The organism is Clostridium sp. KNHs214, assembly GCF_000744935.1.
In the GTDB taxonomy this organism is placed as follows: Bacteria; Bacillota; Clostridia; order Clostridiales; family Clostridiaceae; genus Haloimpatiens.
Window position 1 is genome coordinate 623,204 of sequence record NZ_JQMW01000013.1, and the last position, 22,087, is coordinate 645,290.

A 22,087-nucleotide genomic window follows, 5' to 3' on the forward strand; every position below is an offset into this window, starting at 1 on the left:
TTTTAACTATTTCTAAACATAAACCCCAAATATATCTTTCCCTTGTACTCTTATTCTCTCTTCTTTAAACTCTTTATTTTTATTAAAATTAAATATAACTAAGTATCCCTTATCCAAAGAGTTAATGTCCAAGTAATCACAAAGCTGATTTACTCCATCTTGATGATATTTCTGCCCTCTCCATATCTTCATTTCTATGATATATTTAAACTTATTATAGGTTATAACCACATCTAATCTCTTTTCTTCGGAAATTTGAACTTCCTTAAAATCAAATCCAACTCCATTTATTATTGGCTTAATAAATGCTAAAAATAATAACCTTCCGTGGTGTTCTATAAATTCTTGATCTTTAGAGGAATATTGTTCTTTCATAAACTGCATAAATCTTTGGAGTATTTTTTCTACATTAAGTCCTCCATTTGGTTCTATAAATGCACCTTTAAAATTATAATCATCCATTTTACTATATATATTTTCAAGCTTTGATACCATGTAATTATACATTCTTTCTGAAAATATCTTATTAGCTATAGCAACTTTTCCATGGCTATTTTTAAAATATCCATAAGTTATTCCTAAATCTATAAGTGGATTATCTTTGTTAAAAGTCTTCTGCACTCCTCTTATGATTATATCTTCTATATAATCATAAAGTTCTTCGTTATTTTCTAAGTTCTTTATCATAGTATCAAATAAAGTATTCTTTTCATCTAAAATTATTTTTACAGCCTTTTGAACATCCCATATACTCCAAGGCTTTTTATCCAATTCATTAATTCTTTCATCTATAATTTGACATATCCTACTAACTAAAAATGGGTAGCCTTCTGTAAAGAAGTATATTTCTTCACTAAGTTCTTTTATATCCATAGAAATATTATTCTCATCACAATATTCTCTTAGCATTGTGCTAATTTCAGCTGGTGAAAAGCTCATATCCACATTAAAATCTGCTGCTATGTTCCAAGGAGAATTGTATTTAGATTCCTGTTCTGATCCCAATTTTAGTTTCAAACTTTTTACATCGTATACCCCAGCTAATATAACAGATTTAAAGGTATAATCTTTGCCCATTTCCCTTGATAAATATTTATTTCTAAGCATTCCTATAAAACTTAAAAACAATTGATTGTTCGAGCTTTTATCTACTTCATCTATAATTAAAATAACTTCTTTTTCTCCATTTTCTACGAAGCTCGTTATTACTTCTGACAGTTCTGCAATATCATTAATTTCCCCTGTTATATTAGATAATCTATCACTCTCTTTTTTATCACTAAACCTTAAAGAATTAATCATTAACTTTAAGAATTTATTACAAAAAATCTTTTCTTCTTCAAAAACAGAATCTCCAATACCTTCAAAGCTAATATCTATAACTAAATATTTTTCTCTTAAATAGTTAGCTATTACATTTAAAGTAGTGGTTTTACCATACTGTCTTGGTCTGTTTATAGTAAAGTAAAATTCATTTTCTATTAATTTTTCTATTTCCTTAACCTTACTACTTATATCAACCATGTAATGTTTTCTACTAACACACACTCCTGTAGTATTAAATCTTTTTTTCATAAATGAATTTTCACCACCTATAATTTAGTTACTTAACTTCCACACATAATTTTCAAGTTATACCTGTAAATTTATTTTAATACCTAATCCCCAATCTCTAGTCCCTAAAAAATTTCGTAGCCATGCTAATTTTTTTCTAGGTTCTAGGATCAGTATAGTTTATATATCTATTTTATCCTTTAACCCATTATAACATAAGCCAATGATACTTTTAATATCATTGGCTTTTCTACCTATTGGTTTCTTACACAAAATTTAAATGCATTCACAATGAGACCCTTATATTATGTTATATCTTAAGAAGGATACGCTATCCATTAACCTATAATTATGTTACTTTAATCCTACAAATTGGGAATTTATCAACTTCGTGTTATGCTCATAATCTCATTAATAAACTGAAATTTATATGTCTACTTCAACCCCTAATGCTCGGCACTTCTCCAAGGCTTCTGGGTGTCCATTAATTGCAGCCTTTTTATACCATTCTTTGGCTTTCGCAGTGTCCTTTTCCACAACAACGCCTTCCGCATAAAATAACTCTGCAAGATTATTCTGAGCGTCTCTATCTCCGTGTTTTGCAGCACGTTCTGTCCAATAAAAAGATTTTTCTAAGTCCTTATCAACACCAAGTCCATCATAATAGAAATATCCAACTTGACATTCAGCCAATGGATAGCCCTTTTCAGCAATTTTCAGATGACCTTCAAAGCATTTTCCATACTGTTTAGTCAAGAAGTATTTCTCAATCAGTTCATTGCACTCATCAAATTCTTTACATGGTTTGTAATAATTTTGTGACATATTATTTCTCCTCTCAATTTCTGTTTATAAATAATCTTCTCTACAAAATTACTATTTACTGAATTATTTCACATCTTGCATGCATCACAATAGTAAAAGGATTACAAAATCAATATTTTATTTTTTAAAGCTATTCAACCCAAATATAACCTTCAGTTTTTTATTTCCTCTCTTTAAAAAAATCATTACAAAACTTATTCCATTTTATTTCATATTCTTCATGAAATATTAATTTTAAATCATATTAAAACACACTCATTTTTCTCCTGTAATCTTATATAGTCACATAAATTATTATAATAATTGCCTACAGAAAAAAATTCTTTTTAATAGTTAATTAATCCCATTGCCCTGGAAATCTTAATTTTTGTAGTCGTGGAAACTTTTTATTACATTTTTCCACTTCTTCTTTTGGAAGATTTTCGAAAACTTCAGATTCGTAGAATTTTCCTTTTATGCATTTCATACTATCTTCTGCCAATTCAATTCCCATAAATGCATCAAAGTTTTTACCATCTGCAGTGGTAATATTAAAGTTGTCACATGTTTTAAATCCTATTCGAGGATAGTAATCTGGTTCTCCAAAAATTACAATACCTTTATACCCTTTATTTGCAGCTAAGTTCATTGTTTCCCTTAATAGCAGTTCACCAACTCCACAACCTTGCCATTTAGGCTCTACGCAAAGAGGTCCAAAGGTTATAATTTCATGTGTATCTGTACCATCAACAACTCGTGCCTTAGAATACATTATACATCCTATTACCTCTCCATCCTTTACTGCTATTCTGCTTAGCTCTGGAAGATAGTCTTTATCTTGACGTAATTTGTGCACGAGGTAATGTTCGTCACATCCAAGATGATGTTTATTCCAAAATGCATGCTGTGTCATTAGCTCTACATTGTACCAATCATCCTTTGTTTCCATTCTTATTTCTATTTCTTCACGATTTAATCTTTTCTTTTCCTCTGGAAACCATCCAAATTCTAACCTCACTTCTTTTCTTTGTAAATCATTGTTCTTATAGCAACAAGTGTCCATACCAATCAAGGTAAAATCCTCATGCTGATAAAAATCCACTGCATTAACATTACACGATTGTGTTTCTAGTATAATAGCTCGACGACGTTCTCTTCTTGCTTGCTCCTTTGCTATTTCAATTAATGCATGTCCTATTCCTTGCTTTTGATATTTTTCTGATACCCAAAGTTCTGTAATTCTTAGACGATTAGACCATAATTCTTGATCAGTTTCAATTGCAGCAACTAATTTATCATTAACTAACACTCCCCAGGCATAAGCATTCTCCCAGTGATCTTCATATAACTTATCTGGGAAGTCATATTCTTCTGGTGTATGAGTTACTGGCTCTGTAAAGTCTTTCTTTTCTATCTCAATAGCAAATCCTTTATCTGTTTTATTTACTATAACATCATAGTATTTATCCGTTTTATACTTTATTGGAATTATAGTTCCCTTCCATTTCTCTTTTGGTAAATGTATAATTTCATATTCCATAGTCTTTATCCTCTCTTTCTATATAGTTATTGCCTTAGCATACTATAGTTCCGCTCATTTTATAGTTACTATACTTCCCTCAACAAATTCCTATTTTTAATACTTAACTTTAAAATTGGAAACTTGTAGATAATTAATAGGTAATAGCTAAGAAGTAATAGTTGTGGCGAAAATTCAGCCTTGCTGAATTTTTTCAAGAACTCTTACTTTTTATCTATTAGTTCTTACTTAAAAAACAATTTACTATTTAGTGAATTGTTTTACCCTTCTCATGTATCAAAATATAAGAAATCAACGAACTAAAGTATACATTTATAACATCTATACTTTTCTTTAATTTCAAAGCCTGCATTCAAGGCTGCATTTAATTCATCCAGGGAGTCCTCATCAATAAAATATAAAAATTCCCTTAATGAGCCAAATTCATTATACAATTGCATCAGCGTTTCATTAATTAAAATGCTCTCAATACCCTTATTTTTATATTCCTTATCAACAAATAAACCAACAACACTTGCTCCATCTTTTGAAGCCTTTGTGAAAATACTTCCACGTACCTCTTCATCCTGTCTGAAAGCAAATATACGAAAGTAATCTATATCCTTTTGAAGATTTTTGCTGTTATAGTACATTCCTGATGGCATTGCATATTTATCATGGAACGCAGCATATTCTTCAAAATTGCTATTTGTAATCCTTTCTACCTTATTATGGCTTTCATTTCCATGTGACTCTAAATTATATAGTGCTGCAACAATGCTGGATTCAACTAGTTCAACATTCTTTCTCATAAAATATTCATTTGCATTTTTATTAGTAAAGGGTACCCCTATGAATAGTTCATATCCTGGCAACTGTTTACTTATATGACTAATAAATTCATCTGCAATTTGGTCATAATCTCCTCTTATTAAGAATACTACTGTTTGTACATATTTTTCATCACACTCCCAAAAATAAGCGCAAACCCCGCATAGTACATTCTGGTGATAATAGGCTATTATATTACGTTCCTCCAAATTAATGGCCCTTTCAAGTTCTTTTTTAATCTCCTCTATTGAGTTTCTCCTTGGATAACTGGCATACAAATCATTCTGACTCAATTCCCATGCAAAATCCATTACTTCCTCAACCCTATAAATTTTTTTTATCATTGTTTACACCTCATTTATCATTAATATTTTAAACTTCTTTGTTTTTATGTGCATTATAATCTTTAATACAGGCATTATCATTATCTTCCTGTTTTGTGGCTTCGATATCGTTTTCAATCATATCATCAGTTATCCGCCACAATATCTCCTGATTACTTGACAATTTTGGAAAAACAACATCAAAAACGCCGTGTTCATATGAGAATTTATTTCCCCACTTATTGTATTCCAAATTTTCAGACAAATCACATTTGCATACAGGACACATAAGTAAATCTTGAATTTCTTTCATTAGATTTTTACCTCTTACTATATAAATAATCGGTTTGGAAATTAACTTGATAAATTGAAATTTGTTTTTTTAATCTTTTATGAGAATTCCAATCTATTTTTTATCTTATGAGCAGTAATAATAGTATAACTATATGCATTAACTGTTATTTCACAATTATCTATGTCTATATACCAGTTCTTACCCCTTCTAGTTATTATAGCATTGGATTTTAGTATTTTGTCACTACACCATTTTACTACATCGTCCACATCTAAAGAAAGATTCTTTTTAATTCGTCCCACTCCCAACTCCGTTGTGCGCAACTTATCTAAGTTTTGTATTAATTCGCATTTATTGTAATTTACTTTTGTCACCATGTATTATCCCTCACAATTTACTATTTAGTGAATTATTTTACCTCGTCTTATGTATTACAATTCTTCCTTTAATGTATAGCAACATGAAAAGATTACGAATTACACTTAAAGTTAGGGGTTTCTTGATCATCAGCTTAAAGAAAAAAGCATAATAATCTTATTTACAAAAGCTATACTCATTTCATTTTGAATAAACATAAACTTGTGATTGGAACTTTTCTATCCATCATATACGAAACCCAATTTAAGTAACAAATTTTTCGAGGGAATATTTTCTTTTTCAGTCATGGCTATTATTTCGCAATCTGAATAGCATTTTTCTTCCACTTTAGTATTCCTCTTTTCCAAGAAAAGAGAATAGTGTTTCTTTTTTGCCTGCATCAATCCATTTTTTATATAAAGAAAATACGGATAGTGGATCTCCCTCACCAATATCATCAACTAATTTATTAATCATTAAGAAGCTTCTTATATAAAAAAGTTCAATGATATCTGCTTCTTCATCTTCATAAGTATTAATATCAAATTCATATAAAGGTGAAAGTGTATGTGTTTTTTTATAAAAAAGATAAATCTCCTTATCAACTTCAAGTAATTTCTGAAAAGCTGTCTCATTCATCAAGTATCTGCGGCTTAAATAATGACACATGCCCTCTTCAAACCATATTTCAGAATACTCTTCGTCTGAAAAATCCCCATCAAATAAATCAAGATGATGTGTTATTTCATGGCCTAAAATGCTCAAAACATAATCTTCTGGAAGGTTTCTAAAATAAGTTTGAACAAATGTAATATCTATATCTTTAAAACAATCTAACAAAATTTTACTCCATATTTTAGGATTACCATCAAAAACAATTCGGATATCATTTGTATAAGCAGGATACTTTATATTAGATATAATTTCAGTTGCAATCTCATTTTTTGTCCATAAAATTGCTTCTGGTAAATCAATTAACCTATATTTTCTTTTGAGAAGTTCTACATAATCCAAAAGTTTTACCATATATTTTTCTTTAATCTTCATTTGCTCTTTAAGTTCTTCTTCCGATTCAACAGCATAAATATTTTTAAACATACAGTTATTACCCCCTTTTACTTATCTAATTTTAAAAATTCCCTATGTTTTAAATTATTCTTTTATTTTTTAGACCTTACGGTAATCGAGAATTAGGGCTTAAACGAAAGGCTACGCCTACGAAGCAAGCACGCTATAACTGAAAAAACTACCTTTAACTGACTGATAAAATTGAGATTTTGCACTATTGGACTAACTTTAGAGCTTCATTTTTAATACTTAACTTTAAAATTGGAAGTCGCACACATAAAATACATTATTATACTTTTAATATATCTATCTTCTCAATTTTAACACATATCATTTCATCAAAAGTAAATTTCACTACCCACGGCGTAAGTAACCTTATTTCATCAAAATCTTTATATCCATATGAAGATTCATAATAGTTTATAATTGTACTCAGTGCAGTTCCATGTGTTCCTATAACTATATTTTTCCCATAAAACCTCTTTAAAACCTTTTCCAATGCTTTTATGTTTCGTTCTTGTACCTCATGCAAACATTCTCCATCTGATAGTTTGTAATTAAAGTCCTCCCATTGCTTTTGAGAAAATCCATGAAAATCTTCTATCCAACAACTATCAACTTTTCTTTCTCTAAAATTATCAACTAATTCAACATTTATATTATTTGTATCAACAAATGGTTTTATTGTATCTATTGCTCTTTTATATGGACTTGACAATGCAACTTCTATACCTTTATCCTTAAGATAAGCTGCAACCTTTAAAGCATCCTTTTTACCCTTATCTGTTAAAGGTCTAATAGCATCATCATGAACAGAATAATCTGGTTCAGCATGCCTAATAAAATAAACTACTGTCTTCATCATACATCCTCCTAACTTTTAAAAGAACTATATGTTATTTATAGATAGTGGATCTCCCTCACCAATCTAATTTTTTATCCATAAAATTATTTGTCTTTCTAAATATTTTCTCTAACCACTCTGCATGGATTACCATATGCAATCTTATTAGATGGAATATCTTTTGTAACAACACTTCCTGCACCTATTACAACATTATCTCCAATTTTTACTCCAGGCATTATGATTGCCCCACCGCCAATCCAAACATTATTGCCTATAGTGACAGGTGCTGTTTGCGTTTTACAAAATTCAAAAGACCCATCTTCTTTAGGCTTACCAAAACGTTCCCTTGCATTTAGAGGATGAAATGCCGTATATATCTGAACACTTGGCCCAATCAATGCGTTGTCTCCGATGATAATTTTATTATCATCTAAAAAAGTACAATTCATATTCACTTCGCAATTATTCCCAAAATAAATATTATTTCCATAGTCAACAAAAAAAGGCGCAGTAATCCAAAGATTTTTTCCTCTACTGCCAAGCAATTGATCAAGGATATTGTTTTTTGTATCTGCATCCTCAGACATAGTATTATTGTATTCCCTAATCAAGTTTTTTGCTTTATGCCATTGTGTAATCAATTCTACATCTCCACAATCATAAAGCTGACCTGCTAACATTTTTTCTCTTTCTGTCATAACAATCTCCTTTTCAAGTTATTATTTATTGAATTGTCTACCCAGCTTAATTATAAATTATCTCATTGTATTTACTTCAAAACGTGAGATATAAATGCAATTAAAATACCAATGATAATTCCAATATCTATAGGAATACTTTTATCGCCTTTTTCCTTTTTAAGTAGTGCAAATAATTTTCCTAATATGACAAAAATAAATGCTATGCCTATGGATATTTTACTAAAAGATGAACTAAAGGGATTGTCAGTAATAAAAACTATAGCTATTGGAATTAAGATGACTAATGAAGCTATTAAATATAATATCCAATTTAAATTTCCATTCTTTATATATAATATTAAATCCAACTTATTAAATTTCATTTCACGCCACTCCTTGCAATATGTATTCTAATCTTATGAAGTATTTTTTACTATTATCAAATTAAAACTATTCATTAAGATACGTTCCTACTACTATTTCTTCAGATTTCACCTTAAAACCTAAACTCTTTGCTAAAGCAACTGAATACGTATTTTTTGCATCTACCCAATAAATTGGAATAATATCATTTTCATAACACCATTTCAATGATCCAATTGTTACAAATTTCCCATAACCTTTATTTCTATATTTTTCATTTGTAAAAACCGTAAGATTTCCTCCAGCAAAATCTATGTTAGAAACCTTACAGTATGAAATAATTTTATGTTCATCTAAAATTACATATTGTCTTCCCTCATTCACCTCTTCACGTTTTCTTGACCATACCTTATACTTTTCTTCATCACTGTAAGTGCATAAATTATTCATTAATATTTCTTTGGTAAGCTGAACTACATTATCTTTTAATACATATTCTTTAGGCATATTGTCACTATCCAAAGTCATTCTATACATTTTCCTAATGGTGTAATTTTTGACTTTATTATCAAAGAACCTTTTTAATATATTGATAGTTCTATCAATATCCATATTGTTGAAATACCCAATATAATCTTTAAACTCTTTATAAAATACTGGTGAAATTGAAAAAACATTAACACCTTCTATATTAGTTATTATTAAAGGTTGAAAATACCAATTATTTATTGGCTTTTCTCTTTGGTTACTTTGAAAAATAAACTTTTTTTCTTTCAAATCTTTAATTGATAATCCTAAATAATTTAAATAATAGAAATTAAACATTTTATTATAATCCATGTATTACTCTCCAATTAAATTTATTATTTAATATTACTGCTTGTCCCTAATTAAATAAATATAGCTTAAACTGCATTTACTATCTATATAATTCCATTATAATTTCCTGTTATTTCAATTATGTTTTCGTCTGGATCTTCTAGTAAAAAATGATAATAGGGTGATGCAATATTTACATACATAATTTCAGTAACTTTTCCTATATTAAGTTCTTTAATTCTTTTATATTCATCATCAAGATTATCTATATAAAAATTCAATACAAAATTATTACCATATTGAATTTCTTTATTTTCCCAGTATTTAAGATATTCTTTGTTATAATGTAAATCTAGATTTTCCCCTTTATTAATTAATTCTTCATCATATTTAGGATTATATAATGCAATACAATTTCCATTAAAATTAAACTGTGCCCATCTATCAAAATTTTGTGCCGATACCTTCATTCCCAATAAAGCTTCATAAAACATAACTGATTTTTTAATATCCTTTACTATGAGATAAGTAGATCCCAAGTTTAACATATTCTATTCCTCCATCTTCAACTTTTTAATAAGCTCTTCAACCAACTTTATAGAATTTAGCGCTACCCTTTCCGCATTCATTTCAAATGTTTCTGAAGCATTTTCATTTGCCCCATCTGATATTGAACGAATAACTATAAATGGAATGTTATTCACATAACATGTATGGGCTATACTAGCACTTTCCATATCCACACATAGAGGATTGAACTTCTCTATTAACCCATCCCTTTCATTATGTGTAATAAATGCTTCCCCAGTAATAATCCTTCCTGTAAAGCATTCGTTCGAAATCCTCAAGGAATTAGCAGCGTTTTTACACACTCTTAATAATTCAGCATCTGGCTTAAAATATATGTCTTCCATCCACGGATGATATTCCGTTAAAATTCCTTCAGCAACATCATGATAGGCAATGTCACTTGAAATAACTATATCTCCAATGTTAAGCTTTTTACTTAATGCTCCTGCAACTCCTGTCACTATAATATGCGTAACTTCAAATTTATCAATTAAAATTTGTGTAGCTATGGCAGCATTAACTTTACATACTCCACAAATTACTGCTACAACCTCTACTCCTTCATAAACTCCTGAATAAAATTTTAGCATAGCATGTTCACTAAGCTTTTTATTTGATATTTTATTTATAAAAGGCATTATCTCTGTTTCAGTAGGGCCTACTATTCCTATCCTCAATTTTCATCTCCCCTTTCTATTAAATCACTTTAGGTACATGAAAATAAATACCAAGTGAAAGATGCAGGTATATTTTGTGTCAAATAAGGAAGCAGGTTCCGCAGCTAGTGGAACTATCGGTGGGTTCTGCTGACGCAAAATAGACTAGCATACTGACTTGTTATTTATTATGTAAATATTCCTCATGTTCATGGATAAAATCTCTGCCCATATTTTTAGAGTGCTTTTTTACGAAAGCCTTAGATAATTCCTCTGGAGTAATTTCATAACACATCAATGCATCACTATAATACATCATCACATCAACCATTTCTTCCACAAATGCTTCTCTCACTATGTGATCATTCATGATATCATTTTCTCCACGTTTTTTTATAATTGATACAACTTCTCCCATTTCTTCTATCATCCACAGTAAAGAATTACGACCATTTTCCGCAGTAAGTGGAGCCCATTTTCCTTTATATTTTTCCTGAAGTTCCTTTTGCATAGACATTATTTCTGATAATTTTAAATCTAACATAATTTATTTAGCACCAAAGTGTATTACAAGTTGTCAATAATCTTTTCAATTAATATTTCAACTTATTATATTCACTCGCTACTAAAATTCACTTCCTTTCAATATATTATGTGGTAACTACACTAAATGCGTATTTATACTATTTTATATGTGCTATAGTTTAAATTTAATTTCTTAGTTAATCTGCATACTTTTCCTTTACAAACTCTATTATTTCCATTTCACTTTCGGCCTCGCCTTTCGCGGGACATGTTTTTTGAGCTATATAAGCCTCATTCAATAGCTTATCCGCCTTTTGTATATTTTGTTCTATTATAAGCGAATAGGCATACATTAACCGTTTTCTTGACATATAACAATCCGTTGCCTTTATATAACTTTTTAATTCTTCGGTATATAGCTTATCAATTATATCTTTCCTAGCCTCGCCTATAATTTCAAAAAAAAGAAGATCACATTTGATTTCATTTTGGTATAACTTAATTAGATTAGGTACATCATTTAATAGCTTTTCATAACATTCTTTTGCTTTATGAAATTCTTTTTTATCTAAATAATAACCTGCTTTTATAATTTCCATAGTGCTAATTATAGGATTATTTAAATCAGCCCCGTAAGGAAGTTCAAACCACTCAAATGGCATGTCCTTTACACGAATGCCCCTATAAAGAAGTCCATTTACTCTAAGCATTGTATAATATGAATACTTTGCAATTTCATCTTTTCCAATGAAAAGCACATTATATGCATCATTGCAAACACCAGTTATTTTCATGGGAATACCATTTAATATTAAATCGTAAACTCCACTAATAGCAACAAAAATAAAAAATATAGATAACATATTAGGCATAGGACACCATAAATAAATGGCTATGCACAAACATGTTATTACAGCATTCATGAGTATACCACCCAAATTATAAAGGATGTATGGGCAATCATGTTTTTTATCTTTAGGCGGCATCATAATACACTGTCCAGCTGTACCTTTAATAGTAAATTTTTTAGTTACTATCTTCCCATTATCTTTTACAAATGTTAAAGTTCCAATTCTGAATGATACAAATTCATATCCAGACCAAAGTCCACAAATCAAATGACCTACTTCATGTAGAATCAGTTGCAATATAAATGCAACTACAAAAATAGCCATACCAATTATAATTGTAAATGGGCCAATATCACCAACCACTTCCTCAATTAATTTACACACGAAAATACCTATAATAGCTCCTATCACCATGGATAGTACAATGACACCTATTTTTTTTAATAAATCCTTAACATTCTTTTTCTTTACTTTTTTACCCACAGCATGTCCTCCTGAAATATTTTACATGTTCTTAAGTTATTTTTTATGTTTAATTTTAGTTAGTCTATCAAAAAATATACAAAATCCAATACATAACACTATCACCATAAAACCAAAAACTGATGCTGAATTAGAAATTATGCTTGGGGAATCATTTCTACTTCCATACTCAGTTATTTGTATCAAAATTACTATTAGAATTGTAATAATTAACATTAAAATTCCAGTAAGGCGACAAACTTTTTTTTCATCATATTGAGCTTTTTCTTCTTTGCTCATAATATTATACCCTGCAACCAGCCAGCTTCCTTTACCGCAAAGAATAAATATACTTATAATTCCACAAATAGCTGCAACTATCCAAGCAATAATCATAATTATTCCCTCCTTTGTACCTTTATCTCTCTATTCATTTTAATTATATCTCCTCCATGTATATGGGATTTTTGGGGAAGGTTTTGGGGGAATTTTTTTGGGGACGGTTAACAACTTTTCGCCTTTAAATTTATCTAATTGTTGTTAACCGTCCCCTTTGTTAGCTCCCCCTATATCCTGCATGACAGTACCCCATTTTTATTTAAAAATATTGTGTTTAAACTTGTATCAATTTTTTCTAAAAATGTCTAAACTATGGTGTGTTACCCCAACCAAATCAGAACGTTCACATATAGACAAATGATATTTCAGGTAAGCTTCAAACATTTTTTCATCCATAGCATCAATTTCATCACGCATATAATTTGTTGCTAAATCAGTTGCAACAAAATGAAGACGTTCAACAGCATATCCTGCCATCAAATGATCTATTTCCTCTTTCCTGTACATTTCAAACAGCAAAGATGGATTGGACAAACATTTATACGTATCTTTATGAATAATACCACTTTGAATGCCTTCAAGAATATTACCTTTCTGAAAACCCCAGCTTATAATTGTTGCTTCATTCATGCAATAGGATACAAATATAACTCCACCTTTTTTTGTAACTCTCATCGCTTCACTGATAGCTTGTTTTTTATCCTTATCATTAAACAAATGGTATAAAGGCCCAAGAACTAATGTAATATCAAAAGTTTCATCATTATAGCAGGACAAATCTACGGCATTACCTTGTCTAATATCTATAGTGCAATTTTCTCCCATTTTGCTCTTAAGAATATCAATATTATGTTGAATAAGTTCTATTGCATCAACTCTAAATCCTTTTTCTGCAAGTGAAAGTGAATATCTACCTGTTCCAGCTCCTACTTCTAAAATGCGCATTCCTTTTTTTAAGTACTTATTTATGTACTTCATTGTGGTAAGGAACTCAACCTGACCATGTTTAGATGTAAGACGCCCCTCTTCATCGTAGTTGTTATAGTATTGTGTCAAATATTTCAATTCATCCATAATTCATTTCCCCCATCATATAAATAAATTTTTAAAAATCCTCTATAGAAATCTATTCTGATAATCTTAAGGGCTGTTTTGAACTCATTGCTTTTAAATAAGAATTTTTGAGTTTTAAAATTTCTTCTGAAAATTGCTTTTTTCCTATAATCACAATTATAAAATACACATATAAAAACAAAGAATGAAATAAGCTAACACTTTCCACTCTTCCGTTGAATTTTTCAAAACTTTTCGCAACTAATGGAAGTGCATTTTGGATATTTTTATCTTCATCTATCAAAATTGTGGCATGAGGTGTCCATCCATTATTTTTTTCTATAGAATTTTTTTGAAAGCTATCATGTAACTTAAGTAATTCATAGTTATCAATTTATTTTACTCTCTTTTACCTGAATAGAGTTCAGCCCATGCTGGGAAGAAGCCAGCATTTACAGCAATATTTTCAGAATGGATATGGGATTCCACTGTACCATAAAATGGCACCTTGCCTCTCTTGAAAATCTCATTCTTTAAAAGTACAACTAAATTTGTTCCTATGCCTTGTCCACGATATTTAGGCAAGACATCTATGCCTATTTGCCACATATTTTCACTATCTGAACTAGCACCTGCCATACCCATTATATTATCTCCATCTAAGGCTGCAACTCCAAGCATGTCTGGATAATTTTTATTGAAGGCAAATGCCTCTAAAAATCTGTTATCATCCTTAAATTGTAAAATTTCCTCACACTCATACCATTTTACTTTTGTAATAGGTTTTACATCCATTTCATCTAGTTTTGGAAGATAGTAGTGATGAACATCAGCAATCTCATGTCCAAATTCCTGTAATTTTTTATCTATTTCTCGAAGCTTTGGATATTCAAAAAACCATGCAGCGTCTCTATTCAAAAGCTTCTCTTCACACCAAGAAATCATTTTTTCATCTGTGCTAATAATTGCCCTACCTCCAAAACAAATTACTTTAAAAAAGCATCCATCACTTTCATATATTCGTCTACCTTCAATAAGCTTGTTTCGAACTATTGTATTCCCATTTTTCTCAAAGTCACATACCTTACAGTTATAATCTAGCGCCAACTGAGCCTTTGCAATTTGTAAAATATCAGTTTTTCCTCTCATAAATTTATGCCCCCTATAATCCTTATATTTGGAATAGTTTTTTGGGGACGGTTAACATTTTTTTGTTTTTATTTAAGATTAACCACCCATTTCTAACGTAAATATCGTTATTTGCTTAATTAATAAAAAAAATTAATGTTATTTGCATTAATTTTTTAGCTTCAATTTCCTAAAAATTTGCTTAACTTACTCAAGCTTATCATTGAGATCAATAATCATCTTTTTACAATTGCGGCAGTAATATACTTCCAATTCATTATGCATCCAAGGATCTGTTAACTTTACACCCTTTTGGAACATACTCAATATTGATCCGTTATCCCTTGATTTCTCTATCCACTTTAATGCAAATCTGTCTCCATGTATAAAGCCTTCTTCCATCTTCTGATTGCAATATGGACAATCCATAAAATTCACCTAACTTTTTATTAATAACACTAAAAATATACTACAGCAATGTAGCCAAATATTCTGCTATTTCTTATAATACTCATCTCTTAAAAGCCCCATAATTATCTCATCATAATACTTTCCATCTCTAAATATTTCTTCCCTCAATACACCTTCTGTTTTAAAGCCACATTTCTCGTAGCATTTTATAGCTCTTTTATTAAAAGAAAATACATTTAGTTTAATTTTGTGTATATTCATTTGTTCAAAAATGAATTTAATTAAAATATTTAAGGTATCACTTCCATAACCTTTGCTCCAATATTCTTTATCTCCTATAAATATGCCAATAGTTGCTACGCTGTTTTTCCAATCTAAATTATTTATTCCACAACCACCTATATATTTCCTTTCTTTTAATGTTTCAATGGCAAAATTATATAGCTCTTTTGTAGCTGATTGGCTTTCAAACCATTTTTCCTCATCTTCATAAGTGTATAAAAATGGAATACCCGGATTTAGCATTTTTTTTACTTCCACATCGTTTACAAATTCCTGAGCTAATTTAATATCTTCCCTTTTATATTCACGTAATTTTACCTTTTCTCCTACATACATAAATAAAATCCTCCTGTTTCTCATATTTTTATTTTATAATTACTATGATTATCCCACAATAAGTATTACATTGCTTGAATTATGAAATTTCTCTGGAATGAGTTGCATAAGAAGCGAAGGAACTATTTAAATTTAATTTTAGAAATTCTTCTTTTAGACAGATAAAATTATCGTAAGCCTGGCAAGGACGCCAGGCTAGCGAACCTGAGGTAGGACGCTGAATGTGAGCGTTAGATAATTTTATATGGCTAAAAGATTAGAATTTATTAAATTAAATTTATTGTTCCAAACTCTTATGCAAGTCATGGAGGAGAAATTTCATAATTCCATTACATTCTACCTTATTGTGGGTTAATCATTACTATAAGTTTTATCAAAGTATTAATTAGACCTTATTAATCCCTGCTTAAATCCTAAAACATACTTTTATTTAATAATTACTTTATGTTTTGCTAAGATATTATTTAGACCCTATAATCTCTATATCTAAAAATTCTTCATCATCTAAAACCCCATCTTTTTTAGTAAACCTAATTAACATATATATCTCTCCCATTTTTTATCTATACTTTTTCCATATAGAAAATTTGATGCTTACACCTCTATACATGATTGCTTTTGTTCCCCCCTTAGTTTGCTACTGAACTTTTAATTTCTGTGTAAATTATATCTTGCCATTATATACTCATCTTCATATTTTCCATTTCTGATGGCTACGTATTTTTTTCTGCCCTCAATTTCAAAGCCTAATGATTTATATAAATTTATGGCCTTTTCATTATCAACAAAAACTCCAAGTTCAATTCTTACAAGCATAAGCCAGTTATCTGCTATATCCAATAGACTAGTCATCAAAGCTCTTCCAATGCCCTTGCCTTGATAATCCTTGTGTACAGATATACCCATACTCCCTGAATGTCTTACCCTATTTGATCTATTAACTGATAAAGTTGCAGCTCCTACAACTTTTATAATGCCATTTTCTTCAATCTCGGCAACTAACATATGGTCATTTTCAGTAAGATTATTTATGATATTTTGAATTCTTGTAATTCTTTCACTGATAATACCCATGGTGTTTTCTCTTACTCCATCTTGCCTTCTTATTTCATTTATAGGTTCTGCATCTTCAATTCTTACTGGTCTTATTTTTAAGTTCATACTCAACTCCATACTACCCCCTGCTTAGTTTTAAGTTTTCCCTCTTTCTTAAGGAGCTTTTTTGGGGACAGTTAAGTATCGTTGTTTGAATTTTACTTAACATCGTTTTATTTTTTCTTAATTATTATCTACTTAGTTTAATTGTTCTACTTAACCATCGCCATTTTTATTTTATCGTATTATTCTACTTAACCGTCCCCATTTTTATCGTATTATTTCTGTAATTTATTTCTGTGATTTCTTATCTACTATATTATTAACGTAAATTGATTGATATTCCTTGTCTAAAATGTCCATAAAGATTTCATCATAAGCTTTTCCAGCTATAAGTTTTGCTTCTCGAAGTCTCCCAGCCTCTTTAAATCCCACTTTTTTATAACATTTTATAGCTTGCTTATTAAATGAATATACTTTTAGAGAAATATTGTGTAAATTTAATACATTGAATCCAAAGTCTAATAAAAGATTTAACACATCTTGACCGTAGCCTTTACCCCAATAATCTTTATTACCAATAAATATACCTACTTCTCCTATTCTATTTATATGGTCTAGCTTTGGATATCCACAATTTCCAATAAGTTCATCCTTTTCTACATCTATAATTGCAAAATTATATCCATTAGTAGAAATCCTTTCTAAAACTGATTTTTCTGCTTCGATTCCAATAAGTTTGGATGCAAATACAAGGCCCGCAGATACTTCCATATCATTAACCCATTTAGTATATTTTTCGTAGTCCTCCACATTTATAGGAGACAAATAACATTTTTGTCCTATAAGTTTTTTAAAGTACATTCTAACTCCTCCTTCTTCACAATGATTGTTTTTCAGTGTTCAATTCAAATATTTTCCTCAACACCGCCTAGAAAACGTCACCTTCTCTATCCCACTAGCACGCTGTGTCACTCTCATCTAGCCCTCTATTCCACTAGCCACTTAAATCTATCACACTGGCCAACTGTCACACTGACTTCTAGCCCACTAAAATTGCCTCTTTATAGTTTTAAGCATGCTTCTACGGCAAACCAAAATAACTTTTCTCTTATCTCACCTCTTGCATGCCAATTTCTTGAATCCCATTCTTCACAGCTTACATCGTCTCCACTATATAATATTTGTCCAAGCTTTACATTTCTAAATTTTGCCACTGCAAAGAAAGCTGCTGCCTCCATTTCAACGGTTACACATCCTTCTTCTTTTCTCAATTTTACTTTTTGTGGAGTTTCTCTGTAAAAGGCGTCTGTTGTCCATGTTTTTGATATTAAATACTTACATTTATGTCTTTCTAAAACTCCTTTTATTACTTCTACCGCCTCTTTATTAGCTTCTATTTCTCTGCTTGGTTCAAGGTAATGGTATGACACTCCTTCGTCTCTTACTGCTGAAGCTGTTATCATAAGATGTCCAACAGCAATTTCTCTATTTAAAACCCCTGCACCACCACAAGCAATAAATTTATTTACCCCATAGCTATTGCCTCTTCTAACACTGCAGCTGCTAGTGGCGCCCCTACTCCTGGATTAAAAACAACAACTTTCCTTCCTTCGTACTCCAATTCATAAATAGGATTTTCTCCTATTTCAGATTTAAAAGATGCTATAGGCTTTAATTTTCCCTGATTCTTTAATTTCTCTAAAACATCATTAAAAAAACACATCACCGCATATTCGGGTATATCTAACTTTTCTATTATCTTATGAGGTTCGATAACTGCCTCTTTTGTATCATCAAATTCTAGTATTGGAAATTCCTTTTTTAGCATAACCAATTCCCCCTTAGTATCATCAATGCCTTTACTCATTTAATCTATTTAATTTACTAACTTTATTTATATTATTCTACTTAACCTACATCTGAGTTAATATTGCAATTTCCCAATTTCTACTTAACCGTCCCTAATTCCTGTTCTCCAGTTCCTACCTGGCACACTAACCAACTAATACACTAATTATTCGTTCTTACTTCTATCTTCTTGCTGCCAGTGGACATTCTGCCCCAACCCCCTATAGGAATAGTTGCAATTGGAGTTACGTGTCCAAAATTCACATTGGCCATAACTGGTATATTATTCAGTTCTCTCTTTGTGTTTATTATTTTTATAAGCTTTTCATTTGTCATAGCTGAAGCCTTTTGAAATCTCCCTATAAGAATTCCTCTTACTCCTTCAAATCCTGGTTGATGTATGGTAGATTGAAGATCTCTATCAAAAGTTTCCGCATCAACCAAGTCATCATCTTCTATAAACAATATGGAATTTCTTAGTGAAGGCATATATTCTGTGCCTTGAAGAAGATTGAATGTACATAAATTTCCTCCAATTAAAGTTCCTTTTGCTTCCCCTTCATTTATAACTAAATACCCATCGTTAGAAATAAAATTTCTACTTCCCTGCTCTCTATACCAAGGGTCATCACTCCAAAATTCTGAAGGTTTAATCTCCATATAAGTTTTATTTTTAGTGTTTGTCTCCCTGTTAACTTTATTTTTACAAACTTCATGGTTTTTTAAAGTTTTTCACATTATCTGCCTCATCAATACTTTCTTGACTATTAAAATTTCCCTCACTATCTATCCCAGCAATGTTTTCTTGGTTATTTTCCCCTTTTACTTTGCTTTCTTCATCTAAAAAACTCTTTTTAAAATACTCTGTTGTATATTCAATACCTTTTTCCATGGCAAAAGATGAAAAATGAGGTCCGTAGTAAGTTATAAGTCCTGTTTTCTTATAAATTGCACAACATAAGGCGGTTATATCTGAAAAACCACAAAATATTTTAGGATTACTTTTTATAATTTCATAATCAATGTATCTTAATAACTGATTTGAATTGTACCCCCCTATTGTGCTTATAACGGCTTTTACATTCTTATCTAAGAAAGCCTCATGGATATCTTCCACACGGGATTCTATACTAGCTGATGAAAAATCATCGCATTCCTCCACGTGTTTAGCAAAAGTCACCTTAAGCCCCATTTCCTCAAATCGCCTCTTAGCTATTTCTCTTAACTCCTCAGTTATTATCTTCATACTTCTAGCTGGTGATATCACTCTTATTTCATCACCAAATTTCAACTTATTGCATTTCATTGTAATCTTCCTCCTTATTTTGAAAAATTAATTTTCCATTTTTTAATAGTAATTTAAATTACTATTATTTAAACTATCCCTTAAGTTTGAAACTCCTTTGAAGCTTTATCCTAAATTAACAACCGATATATTTATCATTGCATTTTGTTTCCATAAAAACTACTACACTACTTAACCATCCCCGTGAATTCGTCCTTTAATATGCCCATCAAAACATAGTCCGTATATTTACCATCTACATAAAAACTATTTCTCCTTCTACCTTCTTCTTTAAAACCACATTTTGAGTAGCATCTATATGCCCTTTTGTTAAAATCATGAAGCCAAAAGTTCTATTCTATTTAAATTAAGTTATTAAAAGAATAATCCAAGAGAAGCCTTATAGCTTCCTCACCATATCCCTTTCCTAGATTAGCTTCTTGACCTAATACAATTCCCAATAAACCAACTCTATTTTTCCAGTCTATTGTTAAAAGATCTATTTGTCCTAAATATTCTTCTGTATCTTTATTGGCAATTATAAAATTTTTTCCTTTAGTTTTTCCTTCCAATATTGAGTCTAAAAAATTCTCCGTTTCATTCAATGTATGTGGATATAAAAATATGTCTGATAAATACTTAGTAATATTGGGATTATTCACCCATTTTCTAATGTAAATTAAATCTTCTTTTTTGTACTCTCTCAGCATAATTCTTTTTCCTAATATTCTCCCCATAGCTATTCCTCCTTGTATAATAATGATGTAGTCATTAAGACTACTCATCTCAATTTAATTGTTTCTATAATAGATAACAGAAGAAGGATTTCTTCCTTCATCAGATGTTATCTTAGTTAATTATCATGCTTGACGGTTCCTATATAGACTCCAGACTTTTCATAAAGTATAATCTTCAAGGATAGGACAAATAATGTTTTCCTCCTTGGGAAGTCAGTATCTGCTGACTCATACCCGTGATTTAGTCAATTAGTCCATTCAATGAGGTTTTATGATTCGGCTGGTTGGGAGCCTCAGGCTATACCTGTATAACTCGCAAGGTTGTGTACTCATTAGATGGAAATGGATTCCTATCGGAAAGGAGCTTTTGCTCATGTCAAACATTTTATTTAAAAATTTATTTATCTCGGTCGGTATTGATGTTGGTGCAGATTTCAGTTGGATGTCTATCGCACTTCCTAACCAGGCCTTTGTTGGAAAGCCTTTTAAAATACTACATTCAAACATTGATTCCCTTGAACTCGCTGTTTCTAAAATAAAAGAAGCAGAAGAGTTGTATTCTTTGGAAAGTCGCATTTTCCTAGAATCCACGGGAATTTATCATTACCCACTCTTCTGCTATCTTCGTGATACTGGATTTAATGTTAACCTAATTAATCCTATCATCACTAAGAATAGCACAACATTAACATTAGAAAAGTGCATAATGACAGATTTGATTCAAAAAAAGCTGCCTTAATAGGCTTAAAGCCAGATTTAAAAGTATCTCTTATGCCATCAGATCTTGCTCTTGATTTAAGAAATCTTTCAAGAGAGTATTATGATTTGATGGACAACCGTTCTGCTTATGTGAACAAAACTTCAAAGTGAACTTCGGATGGTATTTCCAGAATACCTTAAAATTTTTTCAAAAATAACTACTAATACATCATTAACCTTATTAGAAAATACACATCTCCAGATGCATTTTTAAATGCTTCCAAAGAAGAGATTATTGATTCTATAAGATCTACAGCTCGTTTTGGCTTACAATATGCTAATAATAA

At 30.2% G+C, this 22,087-nt stretch carries 30 protein-coding genes; 2 read left to right on the top strand and 28 right to left on the bottom strand.

The genetic code is table 11. The features are described 5' to 3' along the window. Positions 1-12 precede the first annotated feature (12 nt). The 28 genes from CC89_RS18220 to CC89_RS18355 form a co-directional block, all read right to left on the bottom strand. Positions 13-1,575: an AAA-like domain-containing protein gene (locus CC89_RS18220; RefSeq protein ID WP_035294583.1), complete on the bottom strand. Its 1,563-nt coding sequence runs from the start codon at positions 1,573-1,575 to the stop codon at positions 13-15. A 405-nt stretch (positions 1,576-1,980) separates the two neighbouring features. Next, positions 1,981-2,379: a tetratricopeptide repeat protein gene (locus CC89_RS18225; protein ID WP_051931987.1), complete on the bottom strand. Its 399-nt coding sequence runs from the start codon at positions 2,377-2,379 to the stop codon at positions 1,981-1,983. Between the two features lie 337 nt (positions 2,380-2,716). Next, positions 2,717-3,898, bottom strand: coding sequence for a GNAT family N-acetyltransferase (locus CC89_RS21295; RefSeq protein ID WP_286161394.1), 1,182 nt, complete (start codon positions 3,896-3,898; stop codon positions 2,717-2,719). 299 nt (positions 3,899-4,197) lie between these two features. Beyond that, positions 4,198-5,052 carry an N-acetyltransferase gene (locus CC89_RS18240; RefSeq protein WP_035294585.1) on the bottom strand — a complete coding sequence of 285 codons (855 nt, stop codon included), beginning with the start codon at positions 5,050-5,052 and terminating at the stop codon, positions 4,198-4,200. A 28-nt stretch (positions 5,053-5,080) separates the two neighbouring features. Continuing rightward, positions 5,081-5,344, bottom strand: coding sequence for a hypothetical protein (locus CC89_RS18245; protein WP_035294587.1), 264 nt, complete (start codon positions 5,342-5,344; stop codon positions 5,081-5,083). 77 nt (positions 5,345-5,421) lie between these two features. Next, a complete protein-coding gene (locus tag CC89_RS18250) occupies positions 5,422-5,703 on the bottom strand; it encodes a DUF3781 domain-containing protein (RefSeq protein WP_035294588.1) in 282 nt (93 codons plus the stop codon). Between the two features lie 328 nt (positions 5,704-6,031). Then, on the bottom strand, positions 6,032-6,781 hold the full coding sequence (locus CC89_RS18255; protein WP_035294589.1) for a collagenase: 750 nt from the start codon (positions 6,779-6,781) through the stop codon (positions 6,032-6,034). 259 nt (positions 6,782-7,040) lie between these two features. After that, positions 7,041-7,613: a histidine phosphatase family protein gene (locus CC89_RS18260; protein ID WP_035294590.1), complete on the bottom strand. Its 573-nt coding sequence runs from the start codon at positions 7,611-7,613 to the stop codon at positions 7,041-7,043. Between the two features lie 98 nt (positions 7,614-7,711). After that, positions 7,712-8,296 (bottom strand): sugar O-acetyltransferase, encoded by a 585-nt coding sequence (locus CC89_RS18265; protein WP_035294592.1) that lies wholly within the window; start codon positions 8,294-8,296, stop codon positions 7,712-7,714. Positions 8,297-8,367: 71 nt separating this feature from the next. Further along, a complete protein-coding gene (locus CC89_RS18270; protein ID WP_051931988.1) occupies positions 8,368-8,661 on the bottom strand; it encodes a hypothetical protein in 294 nt (97 codons plus the stop codon). Between the two features lie 67 nt (positions 8,662-8,728). Beyond that, on the bottom strand, positions 8,729-9,481 hold the full coding sequence (locus CC89_RS18275) for a GNAT family N-acetyltransferase (protein WP_035294594.1): 753 nt from the start codon (positions 9,479-9,481) through the stop codon (positions 8,729-8,731). 83 nt (positions 9,482-9,564) lie between these two features. Further along, positions 9,565-10,008 carry a VOC family protein gene (locus CC89_RS18280; protein ID WP_035294596.1) on the bottom strand — a complete coding sequence of 148 codons (444 nt, stop codon included), beginning with the start codon at positions 10,006-10,008 and terminating at the stop codon, positions 9,565-9,567. A 3-nt stretch (positions 10,009-10,011) separates the two neighbouring features. Continuing rightward, the gene (locus tag CC89_RS18285; protein WP_035294598.1) at positions 10,012-10,707 is read right to left on the bottom strand and encodes a 5'-methylthioadenosine/adenosylhomocysteine nucleosidase; all 696 of its coding nucleotides are present in this window, start codon (positions 10,705-10,707) and stop codon (positions 10,012-10,014) included. Positions 10,708-10,867: 160 nt separating this feature from the next. Next, a complete protein-coding gene (locus tag CC89_RS18290) occupies positions 10,868-11,230 on the bottom strand; it encodes a nucleotide pyrophosphohydrolase (protein ID WP_035294601.1) in 363 nt (120 codons plus the stop codon). A gap of 178 nt (positions 11,231-11,408) precedes the next feature. Beyond that, the gene (locus tag CC89_RS18295) at positions 11,409-12,545 is read right to left on the bottom strand and encodes a hypothetical protein (protein ID WP_051931993.1); all 1,137 of its coding nucleotides are present in this window, start codon (positions 12,543-12,545) and stop codon (positions 11,409-11,411) included. Positions 12,546-12,581: 36 nt separating this feature from the next. After that, entirely contained in the window at positions 12,582-12,920 is a 339-nt protein-coding gene (locus CC89_RS19680; RefSeq protein WP_051931995.1) for a DUF3784 domain-containing protein, read from the bottom strand. Between the two features lie 228 nt (positions 12,921-13,148). Continuing rightward, positions 13,149-13,937: a class I SAM-dependent methyltransferase gene (locus CC89_RS18305; protein WP_035294603.1), complete on the bottom strand. Its 789-nt coding sequence runs from the start codon at positions 13,935-13,937 to the stop codon at positions 13,149-13,151. 52 nt (positions 13,938-13,989) lie between these two features. Further along, a complete protein-coding gene (locus CC89_RS18310) occupies positions 13,990-14,220 on the bottom strand; it encodes a hypothetical protein (protein ID WP_035294606.1) in 231 nt (76 codons plus the stop codon). A gap of 95 nt (positions 14,221-14,315) precedes the next feature. After that, the gene (locus CC89_RS18315) at positions 14,316-15,065 is read right to left on the bottom strand and encodes a GNAT family N-acetyltransferase (protein WP_035294609.1); all 750 of its coding nucleotides are present in this window, start codon (positions 15,063-15,065) and stop codon (positions 14,316-14,318) included. A 186-nt stretch (positions 15,066-15,251) separates the two neighbouring features. Next, positions 15,252-15,473: a PF20097 family protein gene (locus CC89_RS18320; protein ID WP_035294611.1), complete on the bottom strand. Its 222-nt coding sequence runs from the start codon at positions 15,471-15,473 to the stop codon at positions 15,252-15,254. Between the two features lie 66 nt (positions 15,474-15,539). Beyond that, on the bottom strand, positions 15,540-16,073 hold the full coding sequence (locus CC89_RS18325; protein WP_035294613.1) for a GNAT family N-acetyltransferase: 534 nt from the start codon (positions 16,071-16,073) through the stop codon (positions 15,540-15,542). A 648-nt stretch (positions 16,074-16,721) separates the two neighbouring features. Beyond that, a complete protein-coding gene (locus CC89_RS18330) occupies positions 16,722-17,234 on the bottom strand; it encodes a GNAT family N-acetyltransferase (RefSeq protein ID WP_035294736.1) in 513 nt (170 codons plus the stop codon). Positions 17,235-17,459: 225 nt separating this feature from the next. Continuing rightward, complete coding sequence (locus CC89_RS18335; RefSeq protein WP_035293737.1) at positions 17,460-18,032, bottom strand: GNAT family N-acetyltransferase; 573 nt, start codon at positions 18,030-18,032, stop codon at positions 17,460-17,462. Positions 18,033-18,232: 200 nt separating this feature from the next. Then, complete coding sequence (locus CC89_RS21300) at positions 18,233-18,688, bottom strand: nucleoside phosphorylase (protein ID WP_353601613.1); 456 nt, start codon at positions 18,686-18,688, stop codon at positions 18,233-18,235. 8 nt (positions 18,689-18,696) lie between these two features. Beyond that, positions 18,697-19,038, bottom strand: a complete 342-nt coding sequence (locus tag CC89_RS21305; RefSeq protein ID WP_286161395.1) for a nucleoside phosphorylase-I family protein — start codon at positions 19,036-19,038, stop codon at positions 18,697-18,699. Positions 19,039-19,181: 143 nt separating this feature from the next. Next, on the bottom strand, positions 19,182-19,679 hold the full coding sequence (locus CC89_RS18345; RefSeq protein WP_051931997.1) for a S66 peptidase family protein: 498 nt from the start codon (positions 19,677-19,679) through the stop codon (positions 19,182-19,184). 52 nt (positions 19,680-19,731) lie between these two features. After that, complete coding sequence (locus CC89_RS18350) at positions 19,732-20,325, bottom strand: LD-carboxypeptidase (RefSeq protein ID WP_051931999.1); 594 nt, start codon at positions 20,323-20,325, stop codon at positions 19,732-19,734. 341 nt (positions 20,326-20,666) lie between these two features. Further along, entirely contained in the window at positions 20,667-21,041 is a 375-nt protein-coding gene (locus CC89_RS18355; protein WP_207641518.1) for a GNAT family N-acetyltransferase, read from the bottom strand. Between the two features lie 373 nt (positions 21,042-21,414). On the opposite strand from CC89_RS18355, the gene CC89_RS21475 reads away from it, so the two are divergent. Together CC89_RS21475 and CC89_RS21480 are read left to right on the top strand one after the other, a co-directional pair. Beyond that, a complete protein-coding gene (locus tag CC89_RS21475; protein ID WP_353601605.1) occupies positions 21,415-21,780 on the top strand; it encodes an IS110 family transposase in 366 nt (121 codons plus the stop codon). After that, complete coding sequence (locus CC89_RS21480; protein WP_353601607.1) at positions 21,741-21,911, top strand: hypothetical protein; 171 nt, start codon at positions 21,741-21,743, stop codon at positions 21,909-21,911. The genes CC89_RS21475 and CC89_RS21480 overlap by 40 nt, the downstream gene beginning before the upstream one ends. Positions 21,912-22,087 lie beyond the last annotated feature (176 nt).

Excerpts from the sequence above, each read along its gene's own strand:
- CC89_RS18220 (WP_035294583.1), bottom strand. The coding sequence starts at position 1,575 with ATGAAAAAAAGATTTAATACTACAGGAGTGTGTGTTAGTAGAAAACAT.
- CC89_RS18225 (WP_051931987.1), bottom strand. The coding sequence starts at position 2,379 with ATGTCACAAAATTATTACAAACCATGTAAAGAATTTGATGAGTGCAAT.
- CC89_RS21295 (WP_286161394.1), bottom strand. The coding sequence starts at position 3,898 with ATGGAATATGAAATTATACATTTACCAAAAGAGAAATGGAAGGGAACT.
- CC89_RS18240 (WP_035294585.1), bottom strand. The coding sequence starts at position 5,052 with ATGATAAAAAAAATTTATAGGGTTGAGGAAGTAATGGATTTTGCATGG.
- CC89_RS18245 (WP_035294587.1), bottom strand. The coding sequence starts at position 5,344 with ATGAAAGAAATTCAAGATTTACTTATGTGTCCTGTATGCAAATGTGAT.
- CC89_RS18250 (WP_035294588.1), bottom strand. The coding sequence starts at position 5,703 with ATGGTGACAAAAGTAAATTACAATAAATGCGAATTAATACAAAACTTA.
- CC89_RS18255 (WP_035294589.1), bottom strand. The coding sequence starts at position 6,781 with ATGTTTAAAAATATTTATGCTGTTGAATCGGAAGAAGAACTTAAAGAG.
- CC89_RS18260 (WP_035294590.1), bottom strand. The coding sequence starts at position 7,613 with ATGAAGACAGTAGTTTATTTTATTAGGCATGCTGAACCAGATTATTCT.
- CC89_RS18265 (WP_035294592.1), bottom strand. The coding sequence starts at position 8,296 with ATGACAGAAAGAGAAAAAATGTTAGCAGGTCAGCTTTATGATTGTGGA.
- CC89_RS18270 (WP_051931988.1), bottom strand. The coding sequence starts at position 8,661 with ATGAAATTTAATAAGTTGGATTTAATATTATATATAAAGAATGGAAAT.
- CC89_RS18275 (WP_035294594.1), bottom strand. The coding sequence starts at position 9,481 with ATGGATTATAATAAAATGTTTAATTTCTATTATTTAAATTATTTAGGA.
- CC89_RS18280 (WP_035294596.1), bottom strand. The coding sequence starts at position 10,008 with ATGTTAAACTTGGGATCTACTTATCTCATAGTAAAGGATATTAAAAAA.
- CC89_RS18290 (WP_035294601.1), bottom strand. The coding sequence starts at position 11,230 with ATGTTAGATTTAAAATTATCAGAAATAATGTCTATGCAAAAGGAACTT.
- CC89_RS19680 (WP_051931995.1), bottom strand. The coding sequence starts at position 12,920 with ATGATTATTGCTTGGATAGTTGCAGCTATTTGTGGAATTATAAGTATA.
- CC89_RS18305 (WP_035294603.1), bottom strand. The coding sequence starts at position 13,937 with ATGGATGAATTGAAATATTTGACACAATACTATAACAACTACGATGAA.
- CC89_RS18315 (WP_035294609.1), bottom strand. The coding sequence starts at position 15,065 with ATGAGAGGAAAAACTGATATTTTACAAATTGCAAAGGCTCAGTTGGCG.
- CC89_RS18320 (WP_035294611.1), bottom strand. The coding sequence starts at position 15,473 with ATGGATTGTCCATATTGCAATCAGAAGATGGAAGAAGGCTTTATACAT.
- CC89_RS18325 (WP_035294613.1), bottom strand. The coding sequence starts at position 16,073 with ATGTATGTAGGAGAAAAGGTAAAATTACGTGAATATAAAAGGGAAGAT.
- CC89_RS18330 (WP_035294736.1), bottom strand. The coding sequence starts at position 17,234 with ATGAACTTAAAAATAAGACCAGTAAGAATTGAAGATGCAGAACCTATA.
- CC89_RS18335 (WP_035293737.1), bottom strand. The coding sequence starts at position 18,032 with ATGTACTTTAAAAAACTTATAGGACAAAAATGTTATTTGTCTCCTATA.
- CC89_RS21305 (WP_286161395.1), bottom strand. The coding sequence starts at position 19,038 with ATGAGTAAAGGCATTGATGATACTAAGGGGGAATTGGTTATGCTAAAA.
- CC89_RS18345 (WP_051931997.1), bottom strand. The coding sequence starts at position 19,679 with ATGGAGATTAAACCTTCAGAATTTTGGAGTGATGACCCTTGGTATAGA.
- CC89_RS18350 (WP_051931999.1), bottom strand. The coding sequence starts at position 20,325 with ATGAAATGCAATAAGTTGAAATTTGGTGATGAAATAAGAGTGATATCA.
- CC89_RS18355 (WP_207641518.1), bottom strand. The coding sequence starts at position 21,041 with ATGGGGAGAATATTAGGAAAAAGAATTATGCTGAGAGAGTACAAAAAA.
- CC89_RS21475 (WP_353601605.1), top strand. The coding sequence starts at position 21,415 with ATGTCAAACATTTTATTTAAAAATTTATTTATCTCGGTCGGTATTGAT.